We start from the raw sequence: 17393 nt of genomic DNA, 5'->3' as shown, positions 1-17393 counted from the left end.
TGTTGTAAGCCCTGTTATGGGGGGATGATTTAAAGTCAGGTATCTAACTTTGAATCAACCAAGGATTAAGACAGGGGCAATAGTGCGATAAGCCAACTGTCCGTTACAGGATGTAACGGTCATCAGCACATGGACGTGCGCTTCGGTTGGCGTTCGCACTATTGCCCCTTCAAGGATATAGAAAAAACTAATTTTGACTTTTATTTATTAGAGATTGAAAAGTCACTGGATGCCTGCATGCGCAGGCATGACGATTGAGTAAATCAGGATATATAAAGTTTAGGAACAACGATGACATTGCAATTAGACAATAACAACAAAATCAGCCCTTGGCCGTGGCAGGTTGATAAATCAGAATTGAATTTTGATATCAATACACTAAGTCAGTCGCTACAAGACTTGAATCAACCTTGTTACATCATCAATCATCCAGAAAAAGGATTGGCATGTAGCCACCAAGCTGAAGTCGTTATTCCTGCTTATCAAGTACTAGATCATCAATATCCTGTCAGCGCCTTTGCTCCTGCACTTGGAACAGAAAGCTTAGGTGATAGTAATTTCCGTCGCGTACACGGCGTAAAATACGCCTATTATGCAGGTGCAATGGCTAATGGGATTTCATCAGAAGAGCTAGTTATAGCTCTAGGTAAAGCAGGTATTTTATGTTCTTTTGGTGCAGCTGGATTGATTCCAAGTCGAGTAGAGTCCGCCATTAAACGTATTCAAGCGGAACTACCGAACGGGCCTTACGCTTTCAACCTTATTCACAGTCCAAGCGAACCAGCACTTGAATGGGGCAGCGTAAAACTGTATCTAAAACATAAAGTACAAGCCGTTGAAGCTTCGGCCTTCTTGGCATTAACACCACAAATTGTTCTTTATCGTGCAGCAGGCTTAAGCCGTGATTCACAAGGCAATATACAAATAAACAACAAGGTCATCGCCAAAGTCAGTCGTACCGAAGTTGCAAAGCAATTTATGGCGCCGGCACCTGAAAAACTTCTAAAACCTCTAGTAGAAGAAGGTTTGATCACCGAAGATCAAATGCAAATGGCAATGCGAGTACCTATGGCTGACGACATTACTGCCGAAGCCGATTCTGGCGGTCACACTGATAACCGTCCTCTTGTGACCTTATTACCAACTTTGATTGCCCTAAAAGATCAAATGCAGGCGCAATATCAATACCCTACTCCACTGCGAGTTGGTGCTGGCGGTGGTATTGGAACACCTGATGCAGCGTTAGCCGCATTCAATATGGGTGCTGCGTATATTGTAACAGGCTCTATAAACCAAGCTTGTGTTGAAGCTGGAGCCAGTGAGCATACTCGCAAACTGCTATCTACGACCGAAATGGCCGATGTAACCATGGCACCAGCCGCTGACATGTTTGAAATGGGCGTGAAACTGCAAGTAGTTAAGCGTGGCACGTTATTCCCTATGCGCGCTAATAAGCTATATGAGATCTACACTCGCTATGATTCGATTGAGGCTATCCCTGCTGATGAAAGAGCCAAGCTTGAAAAGCAAGTATTCAGAGCCAGCTTAAACGAGATTTGGCAAGGTACAGTAGAGCATTTTAATGAACGAGACCCACAACAAATCAAGCGTGCTTTGGATAATCCAAAACGAAAAATGGCATTAATCTTCCGCTGGTATCTAGGACTATCTAGCCGTTGGTCAAACCAAGGTGAATCTGGCAGAGAAATGGATTATCAAATTTGGGCAGGCCCTGCTCTTGGTGCGTTCAACGCATGGGCAAGCGGTTCTTACTTAGATGATTATCAAGTCCGTAATGCCGCTGACTTAGCCCGTCACTTGATGGTTGGTGCCGCCTATCAAGCCCGTATTAACTTGCTGCAATCACAAGGGATTTCGATACCTGTTGAATTGCAAAAGTGGAAACCTAAAAGGTTTTAGGCTTTGAGTTTCTAGAATAAAGGTGTAATTGGCGGGGGTAATCCCCGCCAATTACATTAGTAAAAAGCTTCTTATTCTATAAGCACCCATTGTTGTTCGTCGTTCGCATCACAGTTTTGAAGATTGATGTCATCATTTGCAGAGACGATAGAGCTTGAGGAAGCCGTTATATCAATACAAGCCTCTGTATCTCCTTTTGGCTTTAAACTAAAGAATCCGTAGGTTTCCCTACCAATTTTCCACAATTGATTATCACCTAAATGGCAGTTCCATACTAAAATCTCATCACCAGCGTTTATCTTTTGATCAGAACCTCGATTTACATCTAAACAAATGTTTGTATTGTTTGCTAAGCGGATTGAATAAAACCCATTGCCCTCATCATGTCTTTCCCATTTTTGATATTCATCCGTTTTATTGCATACACGCATTTCTGCAGTATCGCCATTAGCCACTGAGCCATTCTCTCGGTCAATACCTAAGCAAAAGCTCATGTCCGTTTTAGGTCTAATTTGAATGTTTGGTCGATCATGAACAATAGCATTTCCACCAACGGTCGTACCAAACAAATCTAATTCAGCTAATGCTGCGAATTTTTTTCCATTTGTAGCTGATTTGGCAGTGAATCTTACATACCTAGCGGTTTGCTTTTGAAAGTCAACTCTACGAGCCTTACGTTCATTTACTAGATCGTAAAACTCACCGTTTTCAATGATGATTGTCCAATTTACACCATCTGAACTTACCGCAAAATCATAAGTATTCACTAATCCATTGAGGTCACGACCTTGATTTCTTCGTGCTTGAAATCTTGCACCATAAAGATCGTAATTTGCCCCTAAATCAATATCTACGTTATAAGGGAAATTATCGTTACTCCCATTAGAATAGTTTGAGTGCCAGATAGTTGTACCTAAGCCATCGAAAATATTTGATGCTTTACCGTCTTCACTTGACGTTTCTTGGCTGCCAGCAGAGTGAACTGTCCAATTTTTCTTGGAAATAGTATGTTGCTCACCTTCTGTAGTGTCAGGCCTACCTAGCTTTCTTGCTTTTGCTAAAAAGTTATTGAGGGTTGAGCTTGATTGAGCCCCTGACCAATTCCTTTCCGCTGAAACAGCTCTTGAATCAAACATTAAGCTTTCAAATTGTTGATCTGGCCATGTGTACGCTGTATCAGTCCATACACTAACTTTCACACCCTTTACTTTACTGGATGCATTACTGTTCCAAGTATAAATAGTACTATTAGATGGGAATGTATTTTCAAAACCAGGAGTCAAATAAAACCCTCCTGCACCTGTTTTAATGACATCAAACCCTAAATTAATGTAGGCAGATTCAGCGTTTCCAGCCCATACATCGACTAAAATATCATTAGCTGGTTCAATAGAAGTATTTTGTCGCTCATACCAATTCCACATTTGAGTTTTTTTTCCATGGGATTTAATTCGCTGATTCATTTCATCAATAAATTCAACTAATACATCTCCAGGGGTTGATAAACTCGGAGTATCTTCAACGTAATTAGTCAACTCACTGCAATTTGAGAGTCTCCAGCTTTCTGGTACTTCATCGGTTCCGATATGAAAATAAGGGCCATCAAACCACGGCAAAAATTCATCTACTATCGAATATAAAAAGTCTCGACCTGTATTCGGGCTATTTGTTGAAATGCCTGTGTAGTCAATAGTCCAGCGTGGCCCCGAAGCGCCTTCCCAACTATAGCCTGGACGACTCATTGAATTACAACTAAAAGCATCCGATTTACTAAAATCACCGAGTAATTTTGCGTGTCCTGGGATATCTATTTCTGGAACTATTATTACATGATGTTTTTTAGCTAAGGCTTCTAATTCATTAATTTCTGATTCAGTATAGGAACCAAGTGCTGCTAAACCATTTAAAGCAGGATTGTTACTGGATAACCTGAATGCGTTCCACTCTGTAAGATGTAAGTGCAAGCGATTCATCTTTTGCCAACCAAGGACTCTTATTAAATCTTTTAAGTAACTAAGCTGCCAGTATTTTCTACCGGCATCGATCATAATTCCCCGCTCCGGCAGAGTAGGAAAATCACTGACCGTTCCTTTTGCTATATCTTTGTTGTCATCATCTGACTTTAAAGCTTGAAGTAAAGATTGCGTACCATAATACAAACCAGTTACCGTATTCGCTTTGACTTCAACATAATCACCGATGTCTAGCTTGTACCCTTCATCTCCTATGCTGGAGTCATAAGTGTTTAATAACGTGAGTAATACATCACCACTATTGGCTGTATTATTTGTAGTAGCTTGATAGTTAAGACCAGTGGTCGCCTTTAAATCTAGGATAAAATGGTTAGCGGTTTCGGTGACAGTAGTCGTAATGCCAGATAACGTTGATTCAGTTCGACTTGAATTACTATTGATAATTACATTTGCATTATTTAGTGCCGAGAATTGACCCGCTCCCCCACTCCAACTCTTAATTGATGGCACTGTTTCTATAACTGCATTTGATGCAAAAGCTGAATGACCAAGCAGAGTTGCACAGAAAAGCGTTGTGAGTTTTGCTTTCTTATTTATCATAGTCTTGCCTTGTTATTATTGTTATCGATATATATGGGTATATAACAGCATCAATGATAGGAAAAAAAGGGAAGCAAATGCTTCCCTAAGACAACAAATGTTACATAGAGTAACGAACTCCGAGCATTATCCGACGCTCTAGTTGCTCTAGGCTGATTGGAAGCTTGCTATTATTTGACTGATTTTTTACAACTTGTTCATCTGTCAAATTAAGTACATCAAGCTGGATAGAAAAGTTATCGGTAATGTTGTAGTTAGACGAAAAATCTAACTGGCCATAGTCATCTTGATACTTAGACTCAGGGAAGAAATCTACATACTCACTACGCCATGCATATGACAATCGAGCATCGAGATCACCATCATCATAGTAGAATACGGCGTTATAGCTGTTCTTAGATAACCCAGGAAGCGAAGTACTGCGGATATCTCCCTTTTCCTCGAATGATGCCTCACTATCTGTATACGTGAAGTTTAAAATTGTACCGAAGTTTTCTAAGCTCTCGTGTACAAAACCTAATGGACTTTGGAAACTTAATTCTAAACCAGCAACTGACGCATCTGTACCATTCTTAGGTTGAGTAAACTCAATAGGACCTGTTACTAACTCATTTGAGATTTGGTGACGATAGGTCACAACTTCTGAAACTACTGAGCTTTCAATAAGAGCATCGATCTTCTTATAGAAAAGAGAAGCAGCTAACAGAGATTCGTCCGCGAAATACCATTCAACGCCAAGATCTAAATTATTTGAAGTATAAGGCAGTAAATCTACATTACCTTTATTGCCTTCTAACCTTGAAGAGTCAATAGTCGTTGCTGGTGACAAGCTAGCAAGTGGTGGTCTTGTCATAGTTCTAGAATATGCAGTACGAATGAAGAAGTTCTCTGTATATTCATAGCTCAAGTTAAAACTTGGTAAGAACTCCGTATAACTACTACTGTAGCTAACAGGCTCTGCTTTGCCTTTTTGTAACAAAGAACCGTTAGATTTAATTTTTGTATCTACAACACGTAAGCCAACATTGAAATTAGCATTATCTGTTTCGAAGTTAGCTTGAATATACGCAGCAAGGGTTTTCTCTGTAATGCCATATGTACCAGCTGCACTGTCTGCTGCTTTGTAACCGTTGTTAGCAACATCATTACCGTGCTTTCCTTGCATGTACAATTTTTGGATTTTGTTGTGGTCAACATAAATTAATGAGCTAGGGCCATTGATACCATCAACGCGGAAATCTCTGTTTTCACCCAGCACAGCAGCCAATGTCATTCCGGCACCAGCTAACAAGTCATCTTGAGCAGATGCAGGGCCATCTCCCCAGAATTTTGACCAAGCAGTTTTATTTGCAAGGTAATGCTGAGGGTTTATGTGTTTAACTGCATTTTGCCCCATTGCCCAAGAATCATACTGTCTCGTTTTCTCACGATCACTTAATGAAATACCATAATCTAGACTGATTAAATTCCCCATATCTATGTCTTGGGTGAAGTCGAATTTAGTAACAAATTCTTCATCAGTATTTTTTCTGTCTTTACTGAAGATCACGTTGAACAAGAAATTTTCCGCATTATTTCTATCTGCATAATATTCAGCTGTACTGCCAACAGGATGAAATTCATAACCTGCACCGGCACGTGTAACTTGAGTCGCTATACGATTGTAAAAAGAATATAAATAGGTTTCTTCATCACCAGTACGCTTTGTATATCCAATCAACGGCTTAAACGTAATGGTTTCAGAAAGATTCCAGTCAGCACTCAATACATGTGAAGCAAAAGTTTCATCACGATCGATGTTTTGTGTCCCTACACGGTTTCGCACCCGCGGAAAAGCGGCTGAAACGATATAGTCTTTACCCGCAATTTTTTCTAACTGAGCAGAATCGGGCTCCCCACCAATATCCCATTCTAAAGTGGCATCGATGCGGTTGTACTCTCTTAAGCTATCCGATTTTACATAAATATTATCGAATGTGAGCTGTAAATCATCACTAGCGTTGTATTGGAAGGTTAAAGTGGTGCCTAAAGATTTTCTATTTACATCATTACGTAAGTAACGTGGATCATCAGGCATAAATGCTTGGCCGTACTTAGGAGCTTCATGGACGTCACCAGCTGTTGCACGCTTTTTAATGTTGTCAGCTAGTTTTGCATATTTCCAAGTACCACTTTCATTAACCACTGTGTCAACTTCGTTATATGCAACCGAAGCAGAAACTCCCCAAACATCATCAAAGTTGTTACTGAAGAACATTGCTGCTCTAGGGGTTGTTTCTTTTGATAGATTTCCTCGTGAAGCTTGAAAAGATGTTGTGAACTTAGTGTCATTTGCATTATAAGCTAGAGGGCGAGGTGTTTCTAAAGTGACAACTCCGGCTAACCCACCCTCAGTTTGCTTCGCAGTGGAGGTTTTATAGACATTGACTTGATTGAATAATTCGGATGCCAACAAACTGAAATCAAATTCACGCCCACCTTCAGCATCAAGTTGTCCGCTGAACCCAGAAGATGTAGACGAAACGCCATTTATCTGCACCATAGTAAACTCTGGGCCTAAGCCTCTTAAGTTTATTGTTGAGCCAATACCAAACTCGCGCTCAATTGTGACACCTGGAATACGCTGCAGAGACTCAGAGATATTTGTATCAGGAAACTTACCTAAATCTTCAGCACTAATGCTATCAACAAATCCTGTGTTATTTCGTTTTTCAAAAAGCGCTCGATTGAGGCTTCCTCGAACACCTCTTACTTCAATGACTTCAGTGTTTTGTTCAGACTCAACTTTAGATTCTTTATTTTCTTGCGCTTGAATTGATACAAATGGACTCATTCCCAGCGCTATCAAAACACCTATGCTGGATTTTGATAGTTTCATTGTTTCTAGTTTCATTTGTTCACCTTCGACATTACTAATTTATATTCTTTTATTTTTAGTAAAATTTGGTACCACTTTTCACTATTTCGACAATAGATATACACAAACCATTTGAAACTTTCAATAACTTTCGAAACATTTTTTTAACAACAATAATAAAGCCACTCACCACCATGACATAATACGCTGTTTAATATAGAAAATAAGCGCAAAAACCACCTCGCGCAAATATATGAACCACGGTTTCACCCATAAAACCAAAGGAAAATGAAAGCAAATATGTTAAAAATAAAATAGTGAAGGGTTGTGAAAGACAGTTTGTTCATATAGTCTTTCATTGTTCATTACAATAAATAAAAATAAGAGAGAAGATTTATGGAAAGGTCTTTGCACTATACAAATGAAAAAAGTGGATATTATTTACCTATTAGCATTATCGGAGGGTTGTTTTTTATCTTTGGCTTCGTGACTTGGCTTAACGGAGCATTAATCCCTTTTTTACAAATAGCCTGTGAACTGAACCACATTGAAGCCTATTTGATTACTATGACTTTTTACTTTGCCTATACAGTCATGGCTATCCCAGTATCGAGTATTTTAAATCGAGTAGGGTATAAACAAGGTATGTCCATAGGCTTAGCAGTGATGGCTGTAGGCGCACTATTTTTCATTCCTGCTGCATATTTTAGATATTTCCCATTATTCTTATCAGCTTTATTTGTGCTGGGAACAGGTTTAACTTTACTCCAAACCGCAGCTAATCCCTATATTGTATTAATAGGGCCAAAAGAATCTGCTGCAGTACGAATCAGTATGATGGGCTTGTTAAATAAAGGAGCAGGCTTTATTGCACCAATCCTATTTACCGCTCTTATTTTTGCGGATGTAGCATTGTTTGCGAATATCGATATTGCATCACTAACAAAGACCGAAAAAGAGTTAACTTTATCTGAATTGTCTTCAAGATTGATTTTACCTTATTTTATTATGGCTATAGTTTTGGGCTTATTAGCTGTATTAATTGGAAAAGCAGCGCTACCCAGTATTGCAAACACTGAACAAACTAGCCGTTCTTTTAATTTATCTTTTCTTAAGCACTATCCTCAGCTTTACTTTGGTGTTGCCACCTTATTCTTTTATGTAGGCGTTGAAGTCATTGCAGGAGACACTATAGGCGTTTTTGGTAAGGAGTTGGGAACAAAGAATTTTACACAACTAACCTCTTACACTATGGCTTTTATGGTTTTAGCATACATATTGGGAATGATATTGATCCCAAAGTTTATCTCTCAAGCTCGAGCACTCAAGATATCAGCAGTATTAGGGATCATGCTCACTTTACTCATCTTGCTTTTACCTAATGATACGCAAGTTATGTGGAATTTTGTTTTTGGCACATCTCACAATGAGGTTTTACCTGATGTGGTTCTTTTAGTCGCAATGCTTGGCTTATCTAACGCATTAGTCTGGCCTGCAGTTTGGCCTATGGCATTGGATGGCGTCGAACAAAAATATATTGGCTCTGCGTCTGCATTACTGATCATGGCTATATCAGGTGGTGCAATTTTACCCTTTGTTTATGGTGTGATAGCTGAATATATAGGTGACTTACAATTAAGCTACGCCATTATGTTACCTTGCTATCTGTTCATCCTGTTCTATTCGATTATGGGTCAACGAAGAGAACGATTACCAGCATAGGTGATCCTTTAAAGTTGAAACTTCACTTATCACAGAGCATTAACCTTAAGGCTTAATGCTCTTTTTTATAAACTAAAGAACCTGCAACAAAAGTAGCTATAACTTCATAATTTTCATCAACTATTGTAAATGAAGCTTGCTTTCCAATGTCTATACTTCCAAGTTTGTCATTAATACCCAGAAATCTAGCAGGAGCAATGGTTGCCATGTTGATTGCATCAGATTCCGCTATATCTGCCATATTAATCATATTTTTCACCGCTTTTTCAAGCGACAAAGTACTTCCTGCCAGAGAACCACTCATTGTCCTTGCGATACCTTGCTCAACTTTTACGTCTAGCATACCCAGTTTATAGTCACCGTCTTTCATTCCTCCAGCCACAATGCAGTCACTAATTAATCCCATTTTATGCGAGCCTTTCATTCGATGAATAAGGGAAAGTATTCCAGGATGAAGATGAATTCCATCAGCAATGACCTCTACATAAGCATCCTTATCGAGCAGAACCGCTCCAGCACATCCAGGTTCGCGATGATGAATACCACGCATACCATTGAATACATGAACGCCACCACATGCACCAGCGCAAAGCGCTTGGTTTGTCTGTTTGAAGGTAGCGTTTGTGTGACCTAGCATTGGAATGATCTTTTGCTCTGAAAGGTATTTTATTACTTCGTCTGAATTTGGTAATTCAGGAGCTAACGCAACCACTTTTAGTGAGCCATTTGCCGCAACAATAATTTCGCTTATTTTTTCTTTTGTTAGAGGCTGAAAGTATTGCTCATCATGCGCTCCTTTATGATCTTCAGTAAAAAACAACCCTTCGTTGTATGCACCTAATACTTGAGCACCAGAAGGTTGTGACAGATAACACTCACCAATGTTTTTAAACGCAGCTAACGATTTTTCCCAAGTCGTAGTTACCGTTGTTGCCAGGAATCCAACTACACCATGCTTGGCTAGTGATGTAGAAATTTTCTCTATAGCTTCAGGGATTGCGTCCATAACATCAGCCCCTTCTCGCCCATGAATATGAAGATCTAAGAAGCCGGGTAAAACTTTGTAGGAAGAATAATCGATGACTTTAATATTTGGATTAGGCGTTACTGTAATTTCTCGAATTATTTGGTTTTCGACCAATACATATTGATCAGACTTAAAGCACTCATCTATAAATACAGAGCCGCATTTAATATAAAAACTCATATTATTCCTTGTGTAATTGGCATGAGATTCTTAAAATTGCCGCTCCACGAACACCACTTGAGTCTCCGAATTTTGCGTGTTTAATTGGTGGGCAGAATACCCCTTCAAACAAATTGTCCTCAATGGCATCAGGCAAAGCATCGATAATTTCATCTATTTTAGATATACCACCACCAACCACAATGACATCTGGATCGTACGATAGAATTAAAGAGGCAAAACTAGCCCCTAACAAAGACATATAACAACTAAAGGTCTGTTTAGCTATCTTGTCATTTTGTTTTAAATTTTTAACAAAATCATAAGTACTGGAATTTTGAGCTCCAAAGTGCTTGTAGAGCCTCCCCAAGCCAGGGCCTGAAATATAGGGTTCATAACACCCAGTTAAGCCACATCCGCATTTGAAAACAGGTAAATTGTATTTTTCTATGAGATATGCCGAAACGGGGATGTGACCATATTCGCCCGCAATCCCATTTCTCCCGCTGTATAATTGGCCTTCAATACATAATCCACCAGCAGCACCAGTTCCAATGATTGCTCCATAAACGTTCTTGTAGCCGGTACCCGCACCGCCGATGCTTTCAGATAACGCAAATAACCGACAATCGTTGCCAATCGATACCTTGCTATCAATTATTCGCTCGATATCTTTAGCAATATACTTCCCAGTTGCACAAGACACATTCGCTGACTTTACTTTACCCTTATCACTAATGATCCCAGGCATGCCAACGCCTAATACATAGTTACTTCCATATTTTTCGGTTGCATCGTTGATTAAAGAGATTAATGATGACAAGAAATGCTCATAGTTTTCAGTAGGAGTGGAGACTCTCCATGAGTCAATGAAATTGAGCGACTGGTCAAAAATCGCTATCTCCATTTTTGTTCCACCGATATCAATACCAAATATTAAAGGTTGTAATTTTTCTGTATTAGGCTCTTGTGATTCAGTTAATGACATTCTCAATTCTCATTCTGAGCTAACTTGTATATGGTTACCCCTTGTACCACCCGATTCACCTCTCCCGTTGGGCAAGGATTATCTGGCGTGTCGCCACCGTTGAATGATTTGAAAAACGCCAATACCTGACAGTAAAGGATATAAGGTAATGCATACCATACGTCGTCAATGTTTTGAGGGAGTTGAAGGTACTCACCATTTAACTGGGTAACACTTAGAGCAATATCATCTTTAACCAGCTCTTTAAATAAATCTTGTTCATACAAAGAACAGTAAGGATCACTAGATGAAAAAAGAATGATTTCAGTATCTTCATTCACTAAAGATTTAGGACCGTGACGAAACCCTAATGGCGATTCAAAATAGCTCATTACTTTACCAGCGGTAAGCTCAAGAACCTTCAATGCCGCTTCTTTAGCTATACCTTGCAAACCTCCAGAACCTAAAAACACCATTCTTTTGCATGGCAAACTAGCTTGTGTTTTTATCGCTTCTAGCCTATCACCTAAAAGGACACGTGCAGCCATAACAGCCTGTGCCAATTGCTCTTCATCAGGTTGGAATATTGCTAAGCTCGCAACGATCATTGAAGTAAAGCTGCTCGTCATTGCAAAGCTTTGATCTAACGTTGGTGAAGGTAAAACTAAAGCAAACATATTATCAGAGGACGCTGCTTTTAGGGCTAAGTCACCATCTGGATTACAGGTGATAACTAAATGGTAACAGTGCTCAATACATTGGTTTGCCAACTCAACGCTCGCAACACTTTCAGGGCTACTTCCCGAACGACCGTATGAAACCAATAGCGTTGGTCTATTCTGATGTAAATATTGCTTTGGTGAACTAACAATATCTGTAGTTGCTATCGCTTCAAACTTACCGCCAGCTTTTATATTGAGTAACGGTGAAAGAGTTTCACCTATATATGCAGACGTACCAGCGCCGGTAAGTACTATACGCAAATCATCCATGGCTAAAAGTGGTTTTAACCATGCATTTATCTTTTCTTTCGAAGCATTTACCTGTTCTGTTGTTTGTAACCACATATCAGGTTGTTGTGCGATTTCTCTTGCCGTCCAATAACCATTAGCTTCTTTGAGTTTTGATTCGTTTATCGACAAATATGAAGACATTTTTATCCCTAGCTTTTTTTAATAACGAGCATTAATTATTGCTTCCAACAGGCTTGTGCATACGCCTCAGTAACTTGTTTTATTTTGCTTTTGATCAGAGAAACAGGAGCAAGTTCTAAATCATTCTTTCTTACTTGCTTATATTGCTCTGGGAAAAACTGGCTAATTAAAGGTAATGGAATACGATTGGAATTGAGATTACTCAGTAGTTTTTCAACAGCGCTTATGATGCGTGGGTTATTCCAGTAATAACGAATTCGGTCACTGTAACTAAAGCGACGATAAAACTTAGAGTGGTTGTTTACAGGATAAAATTTCTGCCAACTTTTAGGATTAACCTGCATCTCCTCGTCGCAGACCTCTCTTAAACATGAACGTTGCTCAACAGGTAACAATTCATCTTCAATATAAGACAAAGCGAATAGTGCTTCTCTTAATGCAAAGGTCAATTGTGGCCCTACTTTCAAAATGGCGAAGTGATCTTGGATAAGCTTATGATAAGCCTCATCATTCTGGTAATCAGAAGAATGAGCCTCATAAGCTAAATTAGGGACATTTTTAATGAACTCTTTTAGTTCAACAGCTTCATTCGGTTGATAATCAACGATACCTGTATGGTCAAATTCAACGCCAGGTTGCACAACTAACCCTATTACTCGTTCCCAAGCTTCTGATAATGAAAGCTGCTCAAAGGCTTGCTTGTGTAACTCGATTGTTTTACCTACACGGGCAATTGGTGTTGGATCAACAGTTGAAAGTTCTTCACTTGCTCCTCCAGGCGGAGGAACTTCAGTCCCAACAACATAAACAATGTCACTAGTTCCAAAGTGTTTCATAGCTGTTTTTTCTGCAACCATACACAGATGAGCAGCTCTTTGAGCGACAATTTCATCGTCTAATAATTCAGGTTCGTCGACACAGCCCATACTGGTGTCTAAATGTATTTTTTTGAACCCTGCAGCGACATAGCTTTCAATTAATGTTTCTGATTTAGCCATTGCTGACGCTGCAGATTCATTAGTCCAACACACAGGTCCAAGGTGATCCCCCCCCGCTATTATGGCTTCTTTAGGAAAATCCAACTTACTAGCAATAGCGAAGACAAACTCAAGGAATTCACTGGGATTCATTCCTGTATAACCACCAAATTGGTTAACTTGATTGGCTGTCGCTTCGATTAACAGAGGTGTTCCATCTTGTTTAGCTTGCTCTATTGCTGACTCAATGACGAGAGGATGGGCAGAGCAAATTGAGTAAATGCCAAGTGCTTCACCGTTTTTATTTGACTTTATTATGGTGCGTAAATCTTTCATTACCTTTCAACTTATTCGTATCTTTTAAAAGATAATACGACGGCTTTCGCAAACTTTCAATTACTTTCTTTACACTTCACGATGGTTTTCATTTGCCTTTTTAAATTAAACAAGACTCAATACGAAAACGAATGAAGGGACAATAATGAATATAGCTACGTTGTATCGATACACTATTAAAAAAGCGATATCGTAAGATTTCGGTAGTTGCTAAGAATGGTAGAAGATGTGTAGATGAATACACACCTTATGATATGAAGAGAAAATTTTAATTAACGATGATTATTTTTACATTTGCTTTTGTTGCAGCATCTTTAAATGCTTCAGGAATCTTATTATCCGTGATTAACACATCGACCATTGATAAATCACCAATAACATGAAAGCCACTTTTTCCGAATTTAGATGAATCGGTGACTACGATTATCTGCTTTGCCGATTTACACATAACCCGATTTAGCGATGCTTCATGCTCGAAGTGCGTTGTAATCGAAGCAGTTTCATCAATACCATCCACACCTAAAATAAGCTTATCAAAACGAAGGTTTTCTAGGCTAGATTCTGCTTGTCTTCCATGAAAAGATAATGATTTCTGACGTAACTTTCCTCCTGTCATCATAACTTCTACTTCACTTAAATCAGCGAGTTCATTTGCGATATTAAGTCCGTTAGTCATAACAACAAGGTTTTTGTGTGCAGCTAATTTTTTAGCTACTTGCTCGGTAGTTGTACCTGAATCAAGTAATAAAACCTCACCATTATTAATTAGCTTTATGGTAGCGTCTGCGATTTTTTCTTTAATAGAAAGGTTTTCACAATGCTTTTCTTTTACTGAAAGTTCTTTTGCGATATTTTTCGCAGCAATTGCCCCACCACGAGAACGGATCAACAGCCTCTTTTTATCTAAATCATTTAAATCGGCTCTAATGGTTACCGTCGAAACATTGAATTTGTCTGCTAACGCCTGAACCTCAAGCTTTCCAGCTTCATTGACCATGTTGACGATTTCGTTACGTCTCTCTATTGTGCTTAGCATAAATAACAGTATCTATTTGAAAGTATTTGTATGTTATCAAATCTAACAAACACACTCAATGAAAGAGAATGAAAGTCAATTTATACCTATTAGTGAGTACCTTCTTAATTAATAGATGGTTTTGAAAGATTGAGTATTAGCACGAAGTTTAAAAAAGAGAAAACATCCAGATTCTGAGTCGTGAGTGCTTTTTTAGCTACTTAAATCCTTTAACATAAATACCTTCATGGTATTTTTCGTGTCTAATGGTGAACTCCACACTTCTTCCCAATCAAAATCCAACATCTGATTTTGTGGGCGATTACGCAAAGCAATACGTTTGTGAATAAACTGTATTAATGCGTGCTCTGTTGAGCATGTTTTTACGTCTAATTTTTTGAAGCTTTTATCTTTGATACAAAACGGTTTGCCATTTTGGAAAGTGACAATACAATCTTTATTTTGAAATTTACCTTTTACTGTAAATTGATGATTTACTCTAGCTGTAGTGGGATTAGCAAGTATTGTATCAATGCGATTACACTCCCTTTCTGGTACTGATAAATAGGAATTAAAATAAATCATTAATACTACTCCTAAGTATTCATTTCATAACATTGAATAGGGAAACCTAATTTATTTGTCATCGAAACTGTAATATTTCACCCTAAACTTTCAATACATTACCATTTATGGCCTAAGTTTTTAGTTAAAGCGGCTTCATCACAAATTAACATCTCTCTCATAGTTCAAAATCTAGCCGGAGGAGAAAAAGTGAGTTTTTTCAACTGATACACTCCATGCCAAGGTTGTATGTCATCAAAGACAACAACCCCTTCACGACTTACATCTTGCCCGCTATTGAAACTATTTTCTTTACAATCAGTCGCCTTGGAGCCTGTACAAGACCAATAACTGCCTTTGGGTGATTTTATGGTTAAGGTGAATGGGTCGTATTTTTCTAATAGGGTTGCAGCTGAATTTCCATTTTTCACATTAACTCTATTATGATAATTTCCAGTTAATACAAATGTTTTATCGTATTCATTCGATAGGTGTTTAGAGATGTTATCTGCTAAATATTGACTCTTAGGTTTTTTATTGCTGTTTTCAGGTAATAGATCTACTAGAAACACATTTAGTTTTTGGGGATATTTCTGCTTTATAAGCTTCAATGTTTTTATTAAATCCATCATGGCAACACTAAACCGTCCATCTTGCCATGCGGGAGCCCAAACTGGATGGAAAAGAAACGCCTGCTCATCAATCTTACCTATCATGTATAAATCTAAACTCGCTTGTAAGCTTGCTGGTAATTCAAGCATTACGGCTATGTCACCAATACCATCTTTTGCTGAATGACAAACAATATCACCAAATAGTTTTGGGACTTCAATAGTCCCATGTATTTCTCCCAACATAACAACGTCATGTTTATTCAACACTTCAACATCTTTAACTGTGCCACATTCAATTTGATTGGCATTTACTTGGGCACTGAACAAGATTAATAACGCAGAAACTATCCTGTAATTCATTTTTATTCCTTTTCTCTAGAAAATCTAATGGCCTTTTGCGAATTCTCGTAACAATTAGATAGGACACTGTTTTGCCAAAGATAGTTCTTTTCTGTATCAAAATAGGAGCCATTTAGAGAGTAAAGCTACTTTCATACTACAACTAACCTTTTCAAACACTGTTACATTTTCCCCATTGTTCTCCTAAAAACGACAATGTTAACCCTGTGTTAACAAAATAAGAAGAGCCTCATGGTTAAAAAGATTTTTAAGTGGTCTGGAATAAGTTTGGCGGTACTTATTGGTATTGGTGGCAGTATTGCTGCCCATGAATGGTATGCCGATAAGCCTTTTAAATTACGGTCATTACTCGACAGAGAAATGGTTAAAATCGCTTTTGAAAGCCCTGAAACTCTGACCTCTTTAGGCTTTTTAGAGTTTGTTGGAATTAAGGGACATAATGCAGAATTAGACGACGACCGCCCTCAAGTTCTGGAGGAGATGTTTGATAAAGCTAGGAAAATCCGTGTACTGGTCGAGCAATATGATGACGCAGATCTTAACGAGAACGACCAACTGTCTAAAGAAATCACTTTATACCTTTTGGATTTTTTAGATTCTTCTTACGAGTACCGTCACCACAACTACCCTGTAAACCAACTGTTTGGTCTGCAAAATAACTTCCCTAGCTTTATGGAGGCTCAACACCAAGTAACCAGCATTGAAGATGCAGATAATTACATTTCTCGCTTAAACAAAGTCCCTGTTAAGTTCTCTCAAAACCTTGAGGGGTTAAAAATTAGGGAGCAAAAGCAAATCATTCCTCCTAAGTTCGTTATTGAGCGTGTACTAGAAGAAATGAATGGCTTTGTGTCTACACCTATCGAAGAAAACATTCTCTATTCTTCGTTGAAAGAAAAGCCGGATAAAATTGATAACCTCGACCCAATAGAAAAACGCAGAGTGTTAGCTGAGGCGAATAAAGCCATCGAAACCAGCGTTTATCGTGCGTATCAGGATTTGATTGACTACTTTACTGCGCTAACTCCCAAAGCAACTACGGATGACGGTTTGTGGAAGCTACCCGGAGGGGATAAAGCCTATCAACAGGCGCTGGCTTTCTTTACCACTACAGATGTCCCGTCCTGAAATGTGTTTACACATTTAGG

General features: G+C 38.7%; 12 protein-coding genes. 3 read left to right on the top strand and 9 right to left on the bottom strand.

All coding sequences use genetic code 11. The features are described 5' to 3' along the window. Nucleotides 1–291: 291 nt before the first annotated feature. Nucleotides 292–1920 carry a PfaD family polyunsaturated fatty acid/polyketide biosynthesis protein gene (locus tag E2H97_RS07000; protein WP_133406480.1) on the top strand — a complete coding sequence of 543 codons (1629 nt, stop codon included), beginning with the start codon at nt 292–294 and terminating at the stop codon, nt 1918–1920. Nucleotides 1921–1991: 71 nt separating this feature from the next. Here E2H97_RS07000 and E2H97_RS06995 read toward each other — a convergent pair whose 3' ends face one another. Both E2H97_RS06995 and E2H97_RS06990 read right to left on the bottom strand, forming a co-directional pair. Beyond that, on the bottom strand, nt 1992–4493 hold the full coding sequence (locus tag E2H97_RS06995; RefSeq protein ID WP_133406479.1) for a family 20 glycosylhydrolase: 2502 nt from the start codon (nt 4491–4493) through the stop codon (nt 1992–1994). A 100-nt stretch (nt 4494–4593) separates the two neighbouring features. Next, nucleotides 4594–7386 carry a TonB-dependent receptor gene (locus E2H97_RS06990; RefSeq protein WP_133406478.1) on the bottom strand — a complete coding sequence of 931 codons (2793 nt, stop codon included), beginning with the start codon at nt 7384–7386 and terminating at the stop codon, nt 4594–4596. 360 nt (nt 7387–7746) lie between these two features. Between E2H97_RS06990 and E2H97_RS06985 the strand changes: the two genes are divergently transcribed. Continuing rightward, a complete protein-coding gene (locus E2H97_RS06985) occupies nt 7747–9072 on the top strand; it encodes an MFS transporter (protein ID WP_133406477.1) in 1326 nt (441 codons plus the stop codon). A gap of 52 nt (nt 9073–9124) precedes the next feature. Here E2H97_RS06985 and nagA read toward each other — a convergent pair whose 3' ends face one another. From nagA to E2H97_RS06950, 7 genes are all read right to left on the bottom strand, one after another. Beyond that, the gene (gene nagA, locus E2H97_RS06980) at nt 9125–10279 is read right to left on the bottom strand and encodes an N-acetylglucosamine-6-phosphate deacetylase (RefSeq protein WP_133406476.1); all 1155 of its coding nucleotides are present in this window, start codon (nt 10277–10279) and stop codon (nt 9125–9127) included. A 1-nt stretch (nt 10280) separates the two neighbouring features. Continuing rightward, the gene (locus E2H97_RS06975) at nt 10281–11246 is read right to left on the bottom strand and encodes an ROK family protein (protein WP_133406475.1); all 966 of its coding nucleotides are present in this window, start codon (nt 11244–11246) and stop codon (nt 10281–10283) included. 2 nt (nt 11247–11248) lie between these two features. Further along, nucleotides 11249–12379, bottom strand: a complete 1131-nt coding sequence (locus E2H97_RS06970) for an SIS domain-containing protein (protein WP_133406474.1) — start codon at nt 12377–12379, stop codon at nt 11249–11251. 35 nt (nt 12380–12414) lie between these two features. Then, the gene (locus E2H97_RS06965; RefSeq protein ID WP_133406473.1) at nt 12415–13692 is read right to left on the bottom strand and encodes a D-tagatose-bisphosphate aldolase, class II, non-catalytic subunit; all 1278 of its coding nucleotides are present in this window, start codon (nt 13690–13692) and stop codon (nt 12415–12417) included. Between the two features lie 268 nt (nt 13693–13960). Beyond that, nucleotides 13961–14728 carry a transcriptional repressor AgaR gene (gene agaR, locus E2H97_RS06960; RefSeq protein WP_133406472.1) on the bottom strand — a complete coding sequence of 256 codons (768 nt, stop codon included), beginning with the start codon at nt 14726–14728 and terminating at the stop codon, nt 13961–13963. Nucleotides 14729–14920: 192 nt separating this feature from the next. Beyond that, on the bottom strand, nt 14921–15292 hold the full coding sequence (locus tag E2H97_RS06955) for a hypothetical protein (protein ID WP_133406471.1): 372 nt from the start codon (nt 15290–15292) through the stop codon (nt 14921–14923). A 164-nt stretch (nt 15293–15456) separates the two neighbouring features. After that, entirely contained in the window at nt 15457–16245 is a 789-nt protein-coding gene (locus E2H97_RS06950) for a hypothetical protein (RefSeq protein WP_133406470.1), read from the bottom strand. A 231-nt stretch (nt 16246–16476) separates the two neighbouring features. On the opposite strand from E2H97_RS06950, the gene E2H97_RS06945 reads away from it, so the two are divergent. Then, the gene (locus E2H97_RS06945; RefSeq protein WP_133406469.1) at nt 16477–17373 is read left to right on the top strand and encodes a DUF885 domain-containing protein; all 897 of its coding nucleotides are present in this window, start codon (nt 16477–16479) and stop codon (nt 17371–17373) included. The last annotated feature ends 20 nt before the right edge of the window (nt 17374–17393 follow it).

Source organism: Parashewanella tropica (assembly GCF_004358445.1).
In the GTDB taxonomy this organism is placed as follows: Bacteria; Pseudomonadota; Gammaproteobacteria; order Enterobacterales; family Shewanellaceae; genus Parashewanella; species Parashewanella tropica.
This window is presented reverse-complemented; position numbering and strand designations above follow the sequence as displayed.

Excerpts from the sequence above, each read along its gene's own strand:
- E2H97_RS06955 (WP_133406471.1), bottom strand. The coding sequence starts at position 15,292 with ATGATTTATTTTAATTCCTATTTATCAGTACCAGAAAGGGAGTGTAAT.
- nagA (WP_133406476.1), bottom strand. The coding sequence starts at position 10,279 with ATGAGTTTTTATATTAAATGCGGCTCTGTATTTATAGATGAGTGCTTT.
- agaR (WP_133406472.1), bottom strand. The coding sequence starts at position 14,728 with ATGCTAAGCACAATAGAGAGACGTAACGAAATCGTCAACATGGTCAAT.
- E2H97_RS06995 (WP_133406479.1), bottom strand. The coding sequence starts at position 4,493 with ATGATAAATAAGAAAGCAAAACTCACAACGCTTTTCTGTGCAACTCTG.
- E2H97_RS07000 (WP_133406480.1), top strand. The coding sequence starts at position 292 with ATGACATTGCAATTAGACAATAACAACAAAATCAGCCCTTGGCCGTGG.
- E2H97_RS06975 (WP_133406475.1), bottom strand. The coding sequence starts at position 11,246 with ATGTCATTAACTGAATCACAAGAGCCTAATACAGAAAAATTACAACCT.
- E2H97_RS06965 (WP_133406473.1), bottom strand. The coding sequence starts at position 13,692 with ATGAAAGATTTACGCACCATAATAAAGTCAAATAAAAACGGTGAAGCA.
- E2H97_RS06985 (WP_133406477.1), top strand. The coding sequence starts at position 7,747 with ATGGAAAGGTCTTTGCACTATACAAATGAAAAAAGTGGATATTATTTA.
- E2H97_RS06945 (WP_133406469.1), top strand. The coding sequence starts at position 16,477 with ATGGTTAAAAAGATTTTTAAGTGGTCTGGAATAAGTTTGGCGGTACTT.
- E2H97_RS06990 (WP_133406478.1), bottom strand. The coding sequence starts at position 7,386 with ATGAAACTAGAAACAATGAAACTATCAAAATCCAGCATAGGTGTTTTG.
- E2H97_RS06950 (WP_133406470.1), bottom strand. The coding sequence starts at position 16,245 with ATGAATTACAGGATAGTTTCTGCGTTATTAATCTTGTTCAGTGCCCAA.
- E2H97_RS06970 (WP_133406474.1), bottom strand. The coding sequence starts at position 12,379 with ATGTCTTCATATTTGTCGATAAACGAATCAAAACTCAAAGAAGCTAAT.